This is a genomic window from Cellulomonas sp. URHB0016, from assembly GCF_054057935.1.
The window spans coordinates 3755744-3774583 of record NZ_JBSRZU010000001.1 but is presented as its reverse complement, the minus strand read 5'-3'; the positions used below and the strand labels follow the sequence as shown (position 1 = coordinate 3774583).

The window sequence follows — 18840 nt, the reverse complement described above, 5'->3', positions numbered from 1 at the left end:
ATCGCGCGGACCACCGACAGGCGCGGACCCCGGACCGGCGCGCGGACCGGCACCCCAGCGGGACGAGCGCTGCCCGACGACGTCGCTGCGTGCGCCTTCGTGGCGGTCGCCCGCCGTCCGCCGGAGCGTGCCGTCAGGCGGCCGACGCTCGGCGGGCCCGGACCCACGGGACCACCACCAGCACCACCGACGCGACGAGCCCCGCGACTGCCAGCGTGCCGCCCACGGTGACCAGCGGCCCGGACGCGCTCGCCACGACCACCGACTCGCGGGTGCCGTCGACGTCCCACTCGCACACCGATCTCGGCGGGAAGACCTCGTAGTGCACGTACGCGTCGGCCGTGTCCGCCGCGTAGGCGTCCAGGCACGGATCGCCGCCGGCCCGGGGGGCGTTGAGCGTGTCCACGCCGACCGAGACGAACGCGACGACGAGCGCCACGATGCCGACGATGGCCAGCCCCGACGCCACCAGCAGCGCCACCGCACCCCCCGTGCTGCGCCCCTTCGGCCGGTCATGTGCGCGTGCGGCTCGCGCCCCACCATCCGTCACGGTCAGTCCTCCGCTCGTTCGGCGACGATCGTCGCCGCCTTGACCACGCCGGCCAGCCCGGCGCGGGCGTCGTCCGGGGTACCGCCCTCGTCGCCGGCGAGCAGCACGACGCCACGCAGCCCGGCGGACGGCAGCCCGACGGACCGCCACGGCCGCAGGAGCACGTCCGCCTGCCCGGCGACGTCCGGGCCGGCGCACTGGGACGACCCCTGGCGCGGCACCTCGGCCCACAGGTCGAGCCCGCCCTCCACCGCCTCGGCGACCCGTTCCCACGCCCGCTCGTCGAACCCCGCCACGGCGAGCCCGACGCCGTCCACGCCCGCGTGCCGGATCGCCGGGAGCGACACCCACGCGGACCCGCCGTGCACGACGACGGCCGAGGCACCGCCGTGCCGTGCGCCGTCGGCGACCGCACCGATCTGCTCCGCCGCCACCGGGCCGGGCACGGCGCGCAGCGCGGAGTAGCCGGAGAACGTGGGCAGGACGCCCGCGAGGACCTGCGCGAGCAGCGGCTCGTGCACGAGCACGGTGGGCTCGGCGCCGGGCACAGCGACCCGCAGCGCCGCCAGGTGCTCGCCGACACCGGCGGCGAGGGAGGCGGTGACCTCACGGACCGCTCCCGGGTCGGCGAGGACGCGGTCACCACGCGCCAGGTAGACGGTCGCGGCGAAGGTCAGCGGGCCCAGCACGGGGACCACGAGCGGGCCGGTGTACCCGTGCGCCGCGACAGCGAGCGCGTCCAGGTCCTCGCGCAGGTACGCCCGTGCGCGGCCCACGTCGCCGCCGGGCCGGTCGGCCAGCTTCCAGCCGTGCGGTCCGAGCTCCGTCGGCAGCTCGGCGAGGACGGCGGCGGCGTGGCCGGCCCGGTCGCCCCACGGCCCCCGGCCGGGCAGCAGCACGGTGAACGGCAGCCCGGTGATCCCGGAGGGCGGGTCGGCCAGGTCGCCGACGACCACGGACGCCGCGTCGAGCGCGTCGAGGCCGGGCCAGGCGCCGGTGCCGCTGACACCGGTCACGAGGCGCGGCCGGTGGCGGTCGCCGGTCGCACGGGTTCGGCGTCGCGTCGGGTCCCCGTCACCGTCGCCTGGCCGAGCACGCGGCTGCCCGCGTAGAGGACGAGCGACTGACCCGGCGCGACACCGCGCAGCCCGGACCCGACGGCGACCGAGAGGCAGCCGTCGTCGAGCACCGTGGCGGTCGCCTGGACCGGCGCGCCATGAGCCCGCACCTGCACCTCGCACGTGAACGACCCCGCGGCCGGGACGAACCAGACCGCTCGGTCCGCCTCGACGAAGGACACCGCGAGCTCCTCGGCCCCGCCGACCACCACCCGGTTGCGCACGGGCTCGACCGCCAGCACGTACCTCGGCCTCCCGTCCGGGGCCGGGCGCCCGAGCGACAGGCCGCGCCGCTGGCCGACCGTGTAGGCGTAGGCGCCGTCGTGCGTCCCGAGCACCTCGCCCGAGGCGTCGACGATCTCGCCCGGCCGCTCGCCGAGCCGCGACCGCAGAAACCCCTGGGTGTCGCCGTCGGCGACGAAGCAGATGTCGTAGGAGTCCGGCTTCGCGGAGACAGAGAGCCCTCGGGCGGCCGCCTCGGCGCGGGTCTGCTCCTTGGACGGCACGTCACCGAGCGGGAACATCGACCGGGCGAGCCGTTCCGGGCCCATCACGGCGAGCACGTACGACTGGTCCTTGGCCGGGTCGAGTGACCGGTGCAGCGCCCGCGCCCCGTCCGAGCCGACCTCGACGCGGGCGTAGTGCCCGGTGCACACCGCGTCGAAGCCCAGCGCGACCGCCTTGTCGAGCAGCGCGCTGAACTTGATGTGCTCGTTGCACCGCACGCACGGGTTCGGGGTCCGCCCCGCCTCGTACTCGGAGAGGAAGTCCGCGACGACTGTCTCCTCGAAGCGCTCGGACAGGTCCCACACGTAGTACGGGATGCCGAGTACGTCCGCGGCCCTGCGCGCGTCGCCCGCGTCCTCGATGGAGCAGCACCCGCGCGAGCCGGTGCGGAACTGGTCCCGGGTGCGGGACAGTGCCATGTGGACGCCGACCACGTCGTGCCCGGCATCGACCGCGCGGGCCGCCGCGACGGCGGAGTCCACACCTCCGGACAGGGCGGCGAGGACGCGCATCAGGCCCGCACCGCGGTGCTGTGCCCGGCCAGGCCCGCCGCGCGGGCGCGTTCGACGACACCCGGGAGCGCCGCCAGGAGCGCGTCGACGTCGGCTGCCGCGCTCGTGCGCCCGAGGCTGAACCGCAGGGCGCCGCGCGCGTCGTCCTCGTCGACGCCCATCGCGAGCAGCACGTGGCTCGGGCGGGGCACCCCTGCCTGACACGCCGACCCGGTCGAGGCCTCGACGCCCGCCGAGTCCAGCAGGTACAGCAGCGAGTCGCCCTCGCAGCCGGTGAACGTGAAGTGCGCGTTGGCCGGGAGCCGGCGGGCGGCGTCGGCGGGGCCGCGCAGGATGGCGCCCGGGACCGCGGCCTGCACCCGTGCGACGAGGTCGTCCCGCAGGCCACCCACCCGCGCGGCATGCTCGGCCCGGCCCGCCACCGCGAGATCCACGGCCGCACCGAACGACGCGACGAGCGGCGCGTGCAGCGTCCCCGACCGGACACCGCGCTCCTGACCGCCACCGTGCAGCACCGGCGTCAGGTCGAGTCCGCGGCGCGCCAGCAGCGCGCCCACACCGCCAGGGCCGCCGAGCTTGTGGGCGCTGACGGTCAGGGCGTCCAGTCCTGACGACGCGAAGTCGACCGGCACCTGCCCGACGGCCTGCACCGCGTCCGCGTGCACCGGCACGCCGAACCGGCGACCGAGGGCCACGACCTCGTCGAGCGGCTGCAGGGCGCCGACCTCGTTGTTCGCCCACATCACCGACACGAGCGCCGCCTGCTCGCCGTGCGCCTCGAGCTCCTCGCGCAGCGCGTCGACCACCAGCACGCCGTCGGCGTCGACCGGGAGCAGCACGAGCTCGGCGCCCGCGTGCTCCGCCATCCAGAACGCCGGGTCCAGCACCGCGTGGTGCTCTGCGGCCGACACGAGGATGCGGCGGCGGGACGGGTCCTGCGTGCGACGGGACCAGAACATGCCCTTCACCGCGAGGTTGTCCGCCTCCGTGCCACCGGCCGTCCAGACGACCTCGCTCGGCCGGGCACCGAGCGACGCGGCCGTCCGTTCGCGCGCCTCCTCGACCACGCGCCGGGCCGCTCGGCCCGACGCGTGCAGCGACGACGGGTTGCCCGTGCGGAACAGCTGGTCGGCCAGCACCCGCGCCGCCTCGGGGACCATCGGCGTGGTCGCCGCATGATCCAGGTAGACGCTCACCCGCAGCAGTCTACGAACCGGAGGGCCGCCGGCTGGAATCACCCACCCGTGGAGGGCAGGGCACCTGGCAGGATGTGCGCGTGACTGCCGACGACGTCATCGCACTGCCGCCCGCGTTCAGCGGTCAGCGGCTCGACTGGCGCGACCTCCCCCGGCACGTCCGCACCCGCATCGCGGAGCTGGCAGGTGCGCAGGTCACGGCGGAGATCAGCGCCACCAGCGGGTTCAGCCCGGGCTTCGCCGCCGTCCTCGAGCTCGGGGACGGCCACGGGGTGTTCGTCAAGGCGGTGTCCGCCGAGCAGAACCCGGTGTCCCCGCACCTGGCGCGCAACGAGATCCGCGTCGCCGCCGCACTGCCGCCCGAGGTGCCGGCCCCGCGGCTGCTCTGGTCGAGCGACGACGGCGACTGGGTGATCCTCGGCTTCGAGGTGGTGCACGGCCGCTCGCCCGAGCTGCCGTGGCTGCCGGACGACCTGCGGCTCGTCGCGGACGCGGTCGGAGCGCTCGCTGACGTCGAGCCGGTGCCCGGCAACGGCCTGCCCCGCACGGACGACCTGCTTGCCGAGGACTTCACGGGGTGGCGGCGGATGCTCGGCGTCGACGAGGCGACCCGTCAGACGGTGGTGGCACGATCCGGCGACGTGGGCCGCTGGGCGGACCAGAACCACGAGCGGCTCGTGCAGTGGGAGCAGGAGGCGCTGCGCGTGTGCGCCGGCGACTCGCTGGTGCACGGCGACCTGCGCGCCGACAACGTGATGATCGACCAGGACCACCGCCACGTCTGGCTCATCGACTGGCCGCACGCCAGCGTCGGCGCGCCGTGGCTGGACCTCGCGTTCATGCTGCCCAGCGTCGCGCTGCAGGGCGGCGGCGACCCGGCGGCGGTGTTCCGGTCCCACGCCGTCTCGGAGGGCGTCTCCGACGACGACCTGCGCGCCGGCCTAGCGGGGCTCGCGGGCTACTTCGTCGCGAGCTCGCTCCAACCGGCCCCACCCGGCATCCCCAACCTGCGCCGGTTCCAGGCCGCGCAGGGCGTCGCCACGCTGCGGTGGCTCCGCGACCTGTCCTGACCGCCTGGCCGCGCGCCAAGCGCCTGCCCGGCGTGTGAGCGCCTGCCCCGCGCGGGGTCGGTGCCCGGTCAGCCCTTGAGGCGGCGCAGCTCCGCGGCGGCCTGCGGGAGCACCGTGAACAGGTCGCCCACCACGCCGAAGTCTGCGATCTCGAAGATCGGGGCGTCGGGGTCCGAGTTCACGGCGACGATCGTGCCGGACGCCTGCATGCCACCCCGGTGGTGCACCGCACCCGAGACCCCCGCGCCGACGTACAGCCGCGGCGCGATCGTCACACCCGTCTGACCGATCTGGGCGTCGTGGCCGATCCAGCCCTCGTCGGTCGCGACGCGCGTCGCCCCCACGGCGGCGCCGAGCGCGTCCGCGAGGTCCTCGACGGGCGAGAAGTCGCCTTCCGTACCGCGGCCCCCGGCGACGACGACGTGCGCGCTCCCGAGGTCCGGCCGCCCGCTCGCCGGCCGCTCGACGCGCTCGACGAGCGCGACGCGCCGGGCGGCCTCGCTGACCGCCACGACGTGGTCCTCGACGTGCGGCGAGGCGGGCGTGGCGGCCTCGAGCGCCTGCACGGCGTTGGCCTTCACGGTGACGACGGCCAGCGGCGTGGTCACGGCGCAGCGGGTGTTCCAGGTGCCGGCGAACACCGTCTTCGACGCGACGTACCGCCCGTCCTCGATCGCGAGACCGTCGACGTCCGTGACGACCCCCGCACCGGCGCTCAGCGCGAGCCGGGCGGCCACCTCCTTGTTCTCGAAGGAGGAGACGGTCAGCACCAGCCCCGTACCGGTGGCGGCCACGAGCGAGTCCAGCGCCTCGGCGAGCACGGCGGACAGGTGCGTGTCGGCGTCGGCCACGAGCCGGTGCACATGGGTCACCCCGAGGGCCCCGAGGTCGGCCAGCACGTCGGCGTTCAGGTCGGCGTCGGCCGCCCACGCGGCGTGCACGGCGACACCGGCGGCGAGCCCACGGGCGAGGGTGACCACCTCGCGGACCGGCCCGCGCAGGGCACCGTCCGGGGTGTGGTCCAGCAGCACGAGCACGGGCGCGGTCGTGGGGTCGGTCACGGCGTCTCTCGATTCCTTCGCGGTGGCGCGGACGGCAGCAGTGAGGCTCAGACGAGCTTGTGCTCGACGAGGTAGGCGGCGAGCCGGACGCCGGCGTCCCCCTGGTCGGTGAGCAGCACCCGGTTCTCGCGCGGCGGCCGGGCGGCCGCCTGGACGACCTCGGTGCGCGCACCGGCTTCGCCGACGGACGACGGGTCGAGGCCGAGGTCGGCGAGCGTGAGCGTGGTGACCTGCTTCTTGCGGGCGGCCATGATGCCCTTGAAGTTCGGGTACCGCGGCTCGTTGGCCTGGTCGGTGACGGACACGAGCGCGGGCAGGGACGCCTCGAGCACCTCGGTCGCGTGGTCGAGGTTGCGCCGGACGCGCACCGTGGTGCCGTCGATCGTCAGCTCCGCCGCGAGCGGCAGGGCCGGCAGGTCGAGCAGGTGGGCGAGCGCGGTGGGCAGCAGCGACGTGAGCCCGTCGAGTCCTGCCATGCCGGTGACCACCAGGTCGACGGGTGCACCGGCGCCGACGTGCCGCACGGCTGCGGCCAGGACGCGTGCGGTACCGATCACGTCGGACCCTGCGATCGCCTCGTCGACGACGTGGACAGCCTCGTCGGCGCCCATCTGCAGGCCCTTGCGGACCGCGTCGACCGCGTCGTCGGGCCCGACCGTGAGCACGACGACCTCGGCGTCGCCGTGCGCCTCGGCGACGGCGAGCGCGGCCTCGAGCGCGTTCTCGTCCAGCTCGTTGAGCGTCCCGTCACCGCCGTCCCGCACCACGCGGCGGTCGGCGCCGAGCGCCCGCTCCGACTGGATGTCCGGGACGTGCTTCACACAGACGACGATCCTCACGCGCGGAAGGTTACCTCCCTGCGCCGGCCGGCCGGACCTCCGTGTCGCCAGCCGGAAACCCGCTGGACCCACGAGCGGCCCGACCGTCCCCCACAATGACGGGGTGAACGCGACCCCCGCCCGCAGACGACCCCCGCGGCTCGGCGTCCACGTCACGGACGAGGGCGTGGACGTCGCCGTCCTCGCCTCGCACGCGACCTCGGTCCAGCTGTGCCTGTTCGACGGACCGGCCGACGCCCCGCACGAGCGCACCGTCCCGTTGCACGGCCCCGCGCACGGCGTGTTCAGCGCCTCCGTGCCGGGCGTCCGTCCCGGGCAGCGCTACGGGTTCCGCGTCCACGGCCCGTGGAACCCCGAGCAGGGGCTGCGGCACAACCCGGCCAAGCTGCTCGTCGACCCGTACGCGCGAGGCCTGGACGGCGAGGTGACGTACGGACCCGAGACCTACGGGCACGCCGTGGGGCCGGACCTCGTGGGCGACCCGTACGGTCCCGCCGACCCACGCGACTCCGTCGGTCACGTGCCGTACTCGGTGGTCGTCGACACGCGTGCGCTGCCGGGGCCCGACCCGACCGCGAACCGGCCGTGGCACCCGTGGTCCCGCACCGTCGTCTACGAGGCGCACGTCCGCGGTCTGACCCACCTGCACCCCGGCGTGCCGCCCCGCCTGCGCGGGACGTACGCCGGCCTCGCACACCGTGCCGTCATCGACCACCTGCTGGGTCTGGGCGTCACCGCGATCGAGCTGCTGCCCGTGCACGCGTTCGCCTCCGAGCCCCACCTGGTCGCCAAGGGGCTGACGAACTACTGGGGCTACAGCACCCTCGGGTTCTTCACGCCGCACGCCGCGTACGCCACGAGGGCCGCTCAGGACGCGGGACCCGCCGCCGTGCTCGACGAGGTCCGCCGCGCCGTGCACGCCTTGCACGACGCCGGCCTCGAGGTGCTGCTCGACGTCGTCTACAACCACACCTGCGAGGGCGGCCTGCCCGGCCAGCACCTGTCGTTCCGTGGGCTCGACAACCCCCTGTACTACGCGCACGACGGGACCGCGCCCGCGGCGCTGGCCGACGTGACCGGCACCGGCAACTCCCTCGACTTCCGGCGCAGCGAGGTTGCCCGGCTCACGCTCGACTCGCTGCGGTACTGGGCGGACGTGGTCGGCGTCGACGGCTTCCGGTTCGACCTCGCGGTGACCCTCGGCCGGGACTCGGAGGGCTTCAACCCGCACCACCCTGTGCTCGTCGCGGCGCGCGCCGACCCGAGCCTGCACGGGCTCAAGCTCATCGCCGAGCCGTGGGACGTCGGCCCGGGCGGCTGGCGCACGGGTCAGTTCGGGCTGCCGTTCGGTGAGTGGAACGACCGGTTCCGCAACGCGGCGCGCTCGTTCTGGCTGGCCGACCCCGCCCGCGCGGCCCACGGGCTGCCCGGCCACCGGGTGCGGGACCTCGCGACCCGGCTCTCGGGGTCGGTGGACCTGTTCGGCCACTCCGACCCGCCGCTGGCCCGGGGCCCGGTGGCGAGCGTCAACTACGTGACCGCGCACGACGGCTTCACGCTGGCCGACCTGGTGGCGTACGACCACAAGCACAACGCCGCGAACGGCGAGCAGAACCGTGACGGCAGCGACGACAACCGCTCCTGGAACCACGGGCTGGAGGGTCCCGTCGCCCGGGACTCGCCTGGCGCGGAGATCGTGCCGCTGCGCCGGCGGTCCATCCGGAACCTGCTCGCGACGCTGGTGCTCGCCGCGGGCACCCCGATGATCACCGCCGGTGACGAGATGGGTCGCACGCAGCGGGGCAACAACAACGCGTACTGCCAGGACAACGAGCTGTCGTGGGTGAGCTGGGACCTCTCGGAGTGGCGGCACGACCTGCTCGCGACGGCGAGGTGGCTGCTGACGCTCCGACGCGAGCACCCCGCCCTGCGCACGGAGCAGTTCTACGCGGGCCGCCCGGTGCTGCCGGGTGGCCGCCAGGACCTCGCGTGGTTCGACACGCTCGGGGCGCCGTTCGACCACGAGCGGTGGCACGACCCGTCGGTGCGCACGCTGCAGATGGTGCGGACCGCGGCACCGCCGGACGACGACACCGTCCTCCTCGTGATCAATGGTGCGCTCGACGCCGTCGAGGTCGTGCTCGGCGACGGACACCCGGGACGCTGGCGACTGGCGTGGGACTCCGTCTGGGAGAACCCCGGGGACGAGCGGGCCGCGGCGATAGCGAACGGGCTGCACGCCGCGACCGGCGACGTGGCGGTCATGGAGCCGCTGAGCATGCGCGTGTACGTTCTCGAGGCCTGAGCCGGGAACGGTCAGGCGATCGTCGCTGCGACCGCCCGCCCCGTGGTCCGCCCGGTGAACAGGCAGCCCCCGAGGAACGTCCCCTCGAGCGCGCGGTTTCCGTGCACCCCGCCCCCGCCGAACCCGGCGGCCTCCCCCACGGCCCAGAGACCGGGCAGCACCTCGCCGTCGGGCCGCAGCACGCGGCCCTCCAGGTCGGTGTGCAGCCCGCCGAGGGTCTTGCGGGTGAGCACGGAGAGCCGCACCGCGAGGAGCGGACCGTGCGCGGGGTCGAGCAGCCGGTGCGGCTTCGCCACCCGGATGAGCCTGTCGACGACGAACCGGCGGGACATCGCCGTCGCGGTCACCTGCAGGTCCTTGCCGAGGCCGCTGGCGACCTGCCGGTCCCGCGCGACGATCGTCCGCTCGAGCTCGGCCGCGTCGATCCGTCCGGTCCCGCTGAGGGCGTTCATCCGGGCCGCGAGCTCCGCGGGCGTGTCGGCCCAGAGGAACTCCTCCGACCGCTCCGCGAACGCCTCGACGGGCCCGACCGCGCCCGGCAGGACCCGCTGCAGGAGCTGGGCGACGCTCCTGCCGGTCAGGTCGGGGTTCTGCTCGGACCCCGACAGCGCGAACTCGGAGCCGAGGATGGTCCGGTCCAGCACGAACCAGGAGTGGTCGTCGCCCCGCTCGGTGATGTGCCGGAGGGCGCCGAGCGAGTCGAACCCGGGGAACAGCGGGACCGGCAGGCGGTGGCCGTCGGCGTCGAGCCACAGCGACGAGGGGCCTGCGAGGATGCGGATCCCGTGCTGCGACCACACGGGCGAGTGGTTGGAGATGCCCTCGGGGTAGTGCCACATCCGGTCCTCGTGGACCACCGCGGCGCCCGCGGAGCGCGCGGCGACGATGCCGGAGCCGTCCACGTGGTCCGGCACCCCGGACAGCATGCGCTGCGGGAGCCGGCCGGCCGACGCCGGCCACGTCGCCCGCACGAGGTCGTGGTTCGCGCCGATGCCGCCGGTCGCGACGACCACGGCCGACGCGGTGAGCTCGAACGGTTCGAGGACCTCGCGGGAGCTGGGCACTGCTCGCTCCACGCCGGAAGGCGCCAGCACCTCACCGCGGACACCGGTGACGCGGCCGTCGGTGGTGACGACCTCCGTGACCCGGTGCCGGAACCGGACGTCGGCGCGGCCCTCGCGGCGGGCGTCGAGCAGCACCCGCACGAACGGCTCGAGGATGCCGGGGCCGGTCCCCCAGGTCACGTGGAACCGTGGCACGGAGTTGCCGTGCCCGTCCGCCAGGTAGCCGCCGCGCTCGGCCCACTGCACGAGCGGGAACCACCGCACGCCCTGCCCGTGCAGCCACGGCCGCATCTCCCCCGCGGCGAAGTCGACGAACCCCTCGGCCCACGCGCGCCCCCAGCGGTCGGAGCCGTCGTCGACGAACGCCGCCGAGCCGAGCCAGTCCGCGAGCGCGAGCTCGGCGGAGTCCTGGATGCCCAGGCGGCGCTGCTCCGGCGAGTCGACGAGGAAGAGCCCGCCGAAGGACCAGAACGCCTGCCCGCCGAGCGACGCCGCGGGCTCCGCGTCCAGGAGCGTGACCCGCCGCCCGGCGGCGAGCAGCTCGGCGGTGGCGACCAGGCCGGCGAGGCCTGCGCCGACGACCACGACGTCGTGGGTGTCCATGAGGCCGACTGTACGACGTCGGACGCTCGTCCAGGAGCGCGCTCAGGCGGGCGCGTTGGCCACGAGCGCCAGCTCGGCGACGGTCGACAGGCCGGGCCGGTACGGCACCACCCGGACGGTGTAGCCGAACGGCCCTGACGACTCCAGCCGCACGTCGCCGCCGAAGGCGTGCCGACCTGCCTCGAACGACTCGACGAGCCGGAGCGCGTCGACCGAGCAGCCGTCGAGGTCGTCGGTCTCGGTGACGCGGCCGTGCACCACCTGGACCTGCACGTCGTCCGGGTCGAGGGAGCCGAGGGCCACGTACGCCTTCACGTGCAGCTCGTCGCCGACCTGCGGCACCTCGCCGATGCCGCCGGTCTCCACGTGGTCGACGTGCACGTGCCTCCACGCCGCGCGCACGCGCGCCTTCCACGCGGCCAGCTCGCGTGCGCCGCCATGGTCGGACGCTGCGAGCGTGCGGCCGGCCGTCGTCGCGGGCACGTAGAGGAACCGCACGTAGTCGGCGACCATCCGGGTGGCCTGCACCTTCGGGCCGAGCGTCGCGAGCGTGTGCCGCACCATCTCGAGCCAGCGGACGGGCAGGCCGCTGCCGTCCCGGTCGTAGAACCGCTGCGCCACCTGGTGCTCGACCAGGTCGTACAGCGCTGCCGCCTCGAGGTCGTCGCGCCGGTCGACGTCGTCGACACCGTCCGCGGTGGGGACGGCCCAGCCGTTCTCGCCGTCGAACCACTCGTCCCACCACCCGTCGAGCACGGACAGGTTCAGGCCGCCGTTCAGGGCCGACTTCATCCCGGACGTGCCGCACGCCTCGAGCGGCCGCAGCGGGGTGTTCAGCCAGACGTCGCAGCCCGGGTAGAGCGCCTGCGCCATGGCGATGTCGTAGTTGGGCAGAAATACGATGCGGTGCCGGACGTCCGGGGAGTCGGCGAACCGGACGAGCTGCTGGACGAGCCGCTTGCCCTGGTCGTCGTCGGGGTGCGACTTGCCCGCCACGACGAGCTGGACCGGCCGTTCAGGGTGCAGCAGCAGGGCCCGCAGCCGGTCCGGGTCCCGCAGCATCAGCGTGAGCCGCTTGTAGGTCGGCACCCGGCGCGCGAACCCGATGGTCAGCACGTCGGGCGACAGGACGTCGTCGACCCAGCCGAGCTCCGCCCCGCTCGCCCCCCGGCGCAGCCACGACCGGCGCAGCCGCGCACGCGCCTCGGTGACGAGCTCCGCGCGGAGCGACCGGCGCAGGGCCCACAGCTCGTCGTCCCGGATCGCGTCGCCGCGCAGCCAGCCGCTCCCCGTGGCGACCTCCTCCGGCCGCAGCCGCCGCTGCACCAGGTCGACGAGCGAGGGGTGCACCCAGGTCGGCGCGTGCACGCCGTTGGTCACGGACCCGATGGGCACCTCGGCGTCGTCGAACCCGGGCCACAGCCCCGCGAACATGCTCCGGGAGACCTGGCCGTGCAGGAGCGACACCCCGTTGGCGCGTCCACCGAGCCGCAGGCCCATGACGGCCATGTTGAACACGAGCGGGTCACCACCTTCGTGGTCCTCCGCACCCAGGGCGAGCACGCGCCCGACCGGCACACCCGGACGCTCGTTGTCACCGCCGAAGTGCTGCGCCACGAGCGTGGCCTCGAAGCGGTCGATGCCCGCCGGGACAGGGGTGTGCGTCGTGAACACGGTCGCGGCCCGGACCGCCTCGAGTGCCTCGTCGAAGTCGAGGCCCGTCGCGACGAGCTCGCGGATCCGCTCGACGCCCAGGAACCCCGCGTGCCCCTCGTTGGTGTGGAACACCTCCGGCTCCGGCGCACCGCTGAGGCGCGACCACGCGCGCAGCGCCCGCACGCCGCCGACACCGAGCAGCAGCTCCTGGCGCAGCCGGTGCTCCCCGCCACCGCCGTACAGCCGGTCGGTGACGCGGCGGACCGCGTCGTCGTTCTCGGGCACGTCCGAGTCGAGGAGCAGCAGCGGGACCCGCCCCACGGCCGCCCGCCACACGTGGGCGTGCAACGTGGCGCCCCCGGGCAGCTCGACGGTCACGACCGCGGGCGCCCCCTCCGGCTCGCGCAGCAGCGTGAGCGGCATGCCGTCGGGATCGAGCACCGGGTACGTCTCCACCTGCCAGCCGTCCCGTGTGAGCGACTGCGTGAAGTACCCCGCGCCGTACAGCAGGCCGACCCCGACCAGCGGGACGCCGAGGTCGGACGCGCTCTTGAGGTGGTCGCCCGCGAGGATGCCGAGCCCGCCCGAGTACTGGGGCAGGACCGACGTGATGCCGAACTCCGGCGAGAAGTACGCGATCGACCGCGGCAGGTTCTCGGCCCGCTGCTGCTGGTACCAGCGGGGTGCCGTGAGGTACGTCCGCAGGTCGTCGACAGCGCTGCGCACCCGGTCGACGAACGCCTGGTCCGCCGCGAGCGCCGCCAGCCGGTCCGGCCCGGTGGCGCCGAGCAGTGCCACCGGATCGCCGCCGACCGTGGCCCACCGGTCGCGGTCGATGTCGGCGAACAGGTCGCGGGTCGCCGGGTGCCAGCACCAGCGGAGGTTGTGCGCGAGCTCGTCGAGGGGCGCGAGCTCGTCGGGCAGCACGGTGCGGACGACGAACCGGCGGATGGCCCTCACGTCTCCCGACACTACGCAGATCGGACAGCGGGGGCCGCGCTCCGGCGCACCGGATGCCCGGGGGGTCGCCGTGCGGATAGGTTCAGGAACGTGACGACTTCCCCTCCGTCCCGCGCCCCCGGGTCGCCCTCCCGCCGCACGAGCGCCACGCCGCCGGCCTCCGGTGTCGCGGCGACGCCGGTCCCTGCCGCACCGCTCGGTGCCTCCACCGAGCCGCAGGCCGAGCGCCCGGCCGAGACCCCCGCTGAGACCGCCGCTGAGACCGCGGCTGAGACACCGGCGACGGCGACGACCCGGGCGACATCACGGGCGGCGGCACAGGCCGGGACACCGTCGGGGACGACTCCCCCCGCCCTGGCGCCCCGGATCGGCCGCATCCCGGTCGTCGACGTGGCACCCGTCGCCGAGGAGGGCCGGTTCCCGGCGAAGGCCGTGGTCGGCGAGGCGGTGCCGGTCCGCGCGACCGTGTTCCGCGAGGGCCACGACGCGGTCGCCGCCACCGCCGTGCTCACCGACCCCGACGGCGTCGACCGGGTCCGCACCCGGATGGTCGACATCGCGCCCGGGCTGGACCGCTTCGAGGGGTGGGTCGTCCCGGACCGCACCGGTCCGTGGACCTTCCGCGTGGAGGGCTGGTCGGACCCGTTCGGCACGTGGGCGCACGATGCGGCGATCAAGGTCGAGGCGGGTATCGACGTCGAGCTCATGCTCACGGAGGGGGCGCGCGTGCTGTCCCGCGCGGCCACCCGGACGGGCCCGGAGGCGATGTCGCCCGGTAGCGCCCAGGTGCTCGTCGACGCTGCGCACGCGCTGCGGGACACGGGCCGGCCGCCGCTCGCGCGGCTCGCGGCCGGGCTGTCCGCGGAGGTCCGTGCCGCCCTCGCAGACGAGCCGCTGCGCGACATGGTCACCTCGTCCGAGCGATACCCCCTGGTCGTCGACCGACCGCTGGCGCTCGCAGGGGCGTGGTACGAGCTCTTCCCGCGCTCACAGGGCGCGACGGTGGACCCGGACACCGGCACGTGGCGGACCGGCACGCTGCGCACCGCCGCGCTCGAGCTGCCGCGGATCGCCGAGATGGCCTTCGACGTCGTCTACCTGACGCCGATCCACCCCATCGGCAGCACGTACCGCAAGGGCCGCAACAACTCGCTGGACGCGCAGCCCGGCGACCCCGGCTCGCCGTACGCGATCGGCTCCGAGGCCGGCGGCCACGACGCGATCGAGCCGAGCCTGGGCACGTTCGACGACTTCGACGCGTTCGTCGCCGCCGCCCGTGGTCTCGGCCTGGAGGTGGCGCTCGACGTGGCCCTGCAGTGCTCGCCCGACCACCCGTGGGTCACCGAGCACCCCGAGTGGTTCACGACGCGCGCCGACGGGACCATCGCGTACGCCGAGAACCCGCCGAAGAAGTACCAGGACATCTACCCGCTCAACTTCGACAACGACCCTCAGGGCATCGCCCAGGAGATCCGCCGGGTGCTGCAGGTCTGGATCGACCACGGCGTGACCCTGTTCCGGGTGGACAACCCGCACACCAAGCCCCTGGACTTCTGGTCCTGGCTCCTGGCGGACGTCCGCCGCGCCCACCCGGGCGTGATCTTCCTGTCGGAGGCGTTCACGAAGCCCGCGATGATGCAGACCCTCGCGAAGATCGGCTTCCACCAGTCGTACACGTACTTCACCTGGCGGAACACGAAGGACGAGATCACCGAGTACCTCACCGAGGTGTCCGGCGACCAGGCGGCGTGGATGCGGCCCAGCTTCTGGCCCACGACGCACGACATCCTGCCGCCGTACCTCCAGGCGACGGGGGTCCGCGGCTTCGCCGTCCGGGCCGTGCTCGCGGCCACGGGGTCCCCGACGTGGGGCATCTACTCCGGCTACGAGCTCGTGGAGGACGTGCCCCGCCCCGGTGTCGACGAGCAGATCGACAACGAGAAGTACGAGTTCAAGCCGCGCGACTGGTCGAGAGGCGACGCGCTCGGCATCGCGATGCTGCTCGGCCGGCTCAACGGGATCCGGCGCGCGCACCCCGCGCTGCAGCAGCTGCGCAACCTCCGGGTGCACCCCACGACCGACCCGGCGGTCCTCGCCTTCTCACGTCATCTCGACGCCGCGCACTCGCCGACCGGACGGCCGGACACCGTGGTCGTCGTGCTCAACCTCGACACCTGGAACACCCGCGAGGCGGGCGTGGAGCTCGACATGGCGGCGTTCGGGCTGCCCACCGACCGTCCGGTGGTCGCCCGCGACGTCCTGTCGGGCGACACGTACGCGTGGGGCTCGACGGTGTACGTGCGGTTCGACCCGAGCGTGCGCCAGGCCCACGTCGTCTCGCTGGACGCCCCGTGACGACGCCGGAGCCGCCCTTCCCTCCCGTGCGCGTGCGGGAGCCGGCCCCGACCACCGGGCAGATCGCGCTGACCGCCCTGCCCCCCCGGCGCCAGCCGGCCGTGCCGGCAGCGGGTGAGACGCCCACCGGCCTGGTCCACGACCCGGAGTGGTACCGCACGGCCGTGTTCTACGAGGTCATGCTGCGCTGCTTCTCCGATGCGACGGGTGCCGGCAGCGGTGATCTGCGCGGCCTCATCGACCGCCTCGACTACCTCCAGTGGCTCGGCATCGACTGCCTCTGGCTGCCGCCGTTCTACCCGAGCCCGCTGCGGGACGGCGGGTACGACGTCGCGGACTACACGGCCATCGCCGCGCAGTACGGCACCGTCCAGGACTTCGTCGAGCTCATCGAGAAGGCGCACGCCCGGGGTATGCGCCTGGTGGTCGACCTGGTGATGAACCACACGAGCGACCAGCACCCGTGGTTCCAGGCGTCGCGGTCCGACCCCGAGGGCCCGTACGGCGACTTCTACGTGTGGAGCGACGACAACACGCGCTACCAGGACGCCCGGATCATCTTCGTCGACACCGAGACGTCGAACTGGACGTTCGACCCCGTGCGACGCCAGTACTTCTGGCACCGGTTCTTCAGCCACCAGCCCGACCTCAACTTCGAGAACCCGCGCGTCGTCGAGGCGATGAAGGACGTCGCCCGGTTCTGGCTCCGGCTGGGCGTCGACGGCTTCCGGCTCGACGCGGTGCCGTACCTGTTCGAGCAGGAGGGCACGAACTGCGAGAACCTCCCGGAGACCCACGCGTTCCTCCGGGACGTCCGCGCCATGCTCGAGGAGGAGTTCCCGGGGCGCATCATGCTGGCCGAGGCGAACCAGTGGCCCGAGGACGTCGTGCACTACTTCGGCACGGAGGACGAGCCGGAGTGCCACATGTGCTTCCACTTCCCGGTGATGCCGCGGATCTACTACGCGATCCGCGACCAGCGGGCGACGCAGATCATCGACATCCTCGCCGACACGCCGGCCATCCCCAAGGGCGGGCAGTGGAGCACGTTCCTGCGCAACCACGACGAGCTGACGCTCGAGATGGTGTCCACCGAGGAGCGCGCGTCGATGTACGGCTGGTTCGCGCCGGACTCCCGGATGCGCGCCAACGTCGGCATCCGCCGGCGGCTCGCCCCGCTGCTGGACAACTCCCGCAAGGAGATCGAGCTCGCGCACGCCCTGCTCCTGAGCCTGCCGGGCAGCCCGTGCCTGTACTACGGCGACGAGATCGGGATGGGCGACAACATCTGGCTGCCGGACCGTGACGCGGTGCGCACGCCGATGCAGTGGACGCCGGACCGGAACGCGGGATTCTCGACGGCCGACCCGGGCAAGCTCTACCTGCCGCTCGTCCAGTCGCTCGTGCACCACTACAGCCACACGAACGTCGAGGCACAGCTGGCGCAGCCCACGTCGCTCCTGCACTGGGTCCGCGGCATGCTGACCGTGCGGCGCCGCCACCCCGCGCTCGGCAAGGGCGACTTCCAGGTGGTGCAGAGCGACAACGACGCCGTGCTCGCGTTCCTGCGGACCACGGCCGACGAGCAGCTGCTGTGCGTCGCGAACCTCGCCTCGACGGCCCGGGCCGCGATGCTGAAGCTTCCCGAGCTCGCCGGCTGGTCGATGCGCGACGTGTTCGGCGGCGCGGCGTTCTCGACCGTGTCGGACGCCGGCACCGCGTTCTTCACCCTGGGCTCGCGCGACTTCTACTGGCTCGAGCTGACGGCGCCATGACGACGCCCGACGTGGCACTGCTCGAGCTGCTGCGCGGCTGGCTGCCGGCACGTCGGTGGTACCCCGCGAAGGGCGCTGAGGCGACGCTCACGGTCGTCGAGCGCCGGCCGCTGGCCGACGACGTGGAGCTCGTCCTCGTCCGGGTGCGCGCCGGCTCGATCGACGCGGTCCTGCAGGTCCCCCTCGTGCACGCGCCCGCCGGTGCCGACGTCCCGGACCACGCGCTGGGGGTGCTGGACGGCCGTGCCGTCCTGGACGGCGCAGCGCACCCGGCGTTCGTGCGGGCGTGGCTGGCGGCCGCTGACGGTCCGGGCACGTCCGCCGACCCGGAGACGGCCCGTGCCGTGTCCGGTGAGCAGTCCAACTCGTCGGTGATCCTGGGCGGGGAGCAGCCGACGGCGATCCTCAAGGTGCTGCGGGCGGTCCAGCCCGGGGAGAACCCGGACGTCGAGGTCCCCCGCAGGCTCGTCGAGGTCGGCTGGACGCACGTGCCCGCGCCGCTGGCCTGGTACGAGAGCGGCTGGCCGGCACCGGACGGCGGCACCGAGCGCGGGTACCTCGGGGTGCTGAGCGCGTTCGTGCCGCAGGCGAAGGACGGGTTCGTGCTGGCATGCGGGTACGCGGAGCGTGGTGAGTCGTTCGCCGCGCTCGGGCGCGAGCTCGGCGAGGTGGTGGCGACGATGCACGCGGCGCTGGTGCGCGGTTTCGGCACGGACTCCACGACGCGCCCGGAGGACGGCCCGGAGGCGGTGGCGTCCTCGCTGGCCGGCCGGTTCGCGTGGTCGACGTCCGCGGTACCGGCTCTGGCACGCTTCGCCCCGGCGGTCGAGGCGGTGCTCGCACAGGTCCGGGCCCTGTCGACGGCGCCGCCGCGGCAACGCGTCCACGGTGACCTGCACCTGGGCCAGGTGCTGCGGTCGACCGACCGGTGGTTCGTCACGGACTTCGAGGGCGAGCCGTCGGCGCCGCTGGAGCAGCGCACCCGGCCGGACCTGGCGGTGCGCGACGTGGCGGGGATGCTCCGGTCGTTCGACTACGCGGCGGCGGTGGGCGGCCTGACCGGTGAGGCCGCGGCGGCCTGGACTGACGGGGCCCGGGCCGCCCTGCTCGACGGCTACGCGGCCGGTGTCGACGGCACGCCTACCAGCCCGGTCCTGCTGCGGGCCCTGGAGCTGGACAAGACGCTGTACGAGGTCGTGTACGAGTCCCGCAACCGGCCGTCGTGGGTGTCGATCCCGATGGCCGGGCTGGACCGGCTGCTCGGCTGAG

General features: G+C 74.4%; 13 protein-coding genes. 5 read left to right on the top strand and 8 right to left on the bottom strand.

Features of this window, described 5'->3' with window-relative positions; translation table 11 throughout:
* Positions 1-133: 133 nt before the first annotated feature.
* The 4 genes from ACVW07_RS17280 to ACVW07_RS17265 all read right to left on the bottom strand — a co-directional run bounded on the left by ACVW07_RS17280 (position 134) and on the right by ACVW07_RS17265 (position 3883).
* On the bottom strand, positions 134-481 hold the full coding sequence (locus ACVW07_RS17280) for a hypothetical protein (protein ID WP_456820444.1): 348 nt from the start codon (positions 479-481) through the stop codon (positions 134-136).
* A gap of 71 nt (positions 482-552) precedes the next feature.
* Positions 553-1566 carry a hypothetical protein gene (locus tag ACVW07_RS17275; RefSeq protein ID WP_456820443.1) on the bottom strand — a complete coding sequence of 338 codons (1014 nt, stop codon included), beginning with the start codon at positions 1564-1566 and terminating at the stop codon, positions 553-555.
* Complete coding sequence (mnmA, locus tag ACVW07_RS17270; RefSeq protein ID WP_456820442.1) at positions 1563-2687, bottom strand: tRNA 2-thiouridine(34) synthase MnmA; 1125 nt, start codon at positions 2685-2687, stop codon at positions 1563-1565. The genes ACVW07_RS17275 and mnmA overlap by 4 nt, the downstream gene beginning before the upstream one ends.
* Positions 2687-3883 carry a cysteine desulfurase family protein gene (locus ACVW07_RS17265; protein ID WP_456820441.1) on the bottom strand — a complete coding sequence of 399 codons (1197 nt, stop codon included), beginning with the start codon at positions 3881-3883 and terminating at the stop codon, positions 2687-2689. The genes mnmA and ACVW07_RS17265 overlap by 1 nt, the downstream gene beginning before the upstream one ends.
* An 80-nt stretch (positions 3884-3963) precedes the next feature.
* Between ACVW07_RS17265 and ACVW07_RS17260 the strand changes: the two genes are divergently transcribed.
* Positions 3964-4953, top strand: coding sequence for a phosphotransferase family protein (locus ACVW07_RS17260; RefSeq protein ID WP_456820440.1), 990 nt, complete (start codon positions 3964-3966; stop codon positions 4951-4953).
* 68 nt (positions 4954-5021) lie between these two features.
* Here ACVW07_RS17260 and ACVW07_RS17255 read toward each other — a convergent pair whose 3' ends face one another.
* A complete protein-coding gene (locus tag ACVW07_RS17255) occupies positions 5022-6014 on the bottom strand; it encodes an electron transfer flavoprotein subunit alpha/FixB family protein (protein ID WP_456820439.1) in 993 nt (330 codons plus the stop codon).
* Positions 6015-6061: 47 nt separating this feature from the next.
* The gene (locus tag ACVW07_RS17250) at positions 6062-6853 is read right to left on the bottom strand and encodes an electron transfer flavoprotein subunit beta/FixA family protein (RefSeq protein WP_456820438.1); all 792 of its coding nucleotides are present in this window, start codon (positions 6851-6853) and stop codon (positions 6062-6064) included.
* A 103-nt stretch (positions 6854-6956) separates the two neighbouring features.
* Between ACVW07_RS17250 and glgX the strand changes: the two genes are divergently transcribed.
* Positions 6957-9158 (top strand): glycogen debranching protein GlgX, encoded by a 2202-nt coding sequence (gene glgX, locus ACVW07_RS17245; RefSeq protein WP_456820437.1) that lies wholly within the window; start codon positions 6957-6959, stop codon positions 9156-9158.
* 11 nt (positions 9159-9169) lie between these two features.
* Here the strand turns inward: glgX and ACVW07_RS17240 are convergent, their stop codons facing one another.
* Together ACVW07_RS17240 and glgP are read right to left on the bottom strand one after the other, a co-directional pair.
* A complete protein-coding gene (locus tag ACVW07_RS17240) occupies positions 9170-10825 on the bottom strand; it encodes an FAD-binding dehydrogenase (protein ID WP_456820436.1) in 1656 nt (551 codons plus the stop codon).
* A gap of 42 nt (positions 10826-10867) precedes the next feature.
* Positions 10868-13441, bottom strand: a complete 2574-nt coding sequence (gene glgP / locus ACVW07_RS17235; protein ID WP_456820435.1) for an alpha-glucan family phosphorylase — start codon at positions 13439-13441, stop codon at positions 10868-10870.
* Between the two features lie 90 nt (positions 13442-13531).
* Between glgP and ACVW07_RS17230 the strand changes: the two genes are divergently transcribed.
* The 3 genes from ACVW07_RS17230 to ACVW07_RS17220 are packed head-to-tail and all read left to right on the top strand — an operon-like array spanning position 13532 to position 18839.
* A complete protein-coding gene (locus ACVW07_RS17230; protein WP_456820434.1) occupies positions 13532-15796 on the top strand; it encodes an alpha-1,4-glucan--maltose-1-phosphate maltosyltransferase in 2265 nt (754 codons plus the stop codon).
* Entirely contained in the window at positions 15793-17571 is a 1779-nt protein-coding gene (treS, locus tag ACVW07_RS17225) for a maltose alpha-D-glucosyltransferase (RefSeq protein WP_456820433.1), read from the top strand. The genes ACVW07_RS17230 and treS overlap by 4 nt, the downstream gene beginning before the upstream one ends.
* Positions 17568-18839, top strand: coding sequence for a maltokinase N-terminal cap-like domain-containing protein (locus tag ACVW07_RS17220; RefSeq protein ID WP_456820432.1), 1272 nt, complete (start codon positions 17568-17570; stop codon positions 18837-18839). Before treS ends, ACVW07_RS17220 begins: the two co-directional genes overlap by 4 nt.
* The last annotated feature ends 1 nt before the right edge of the window (position 18840 follow it).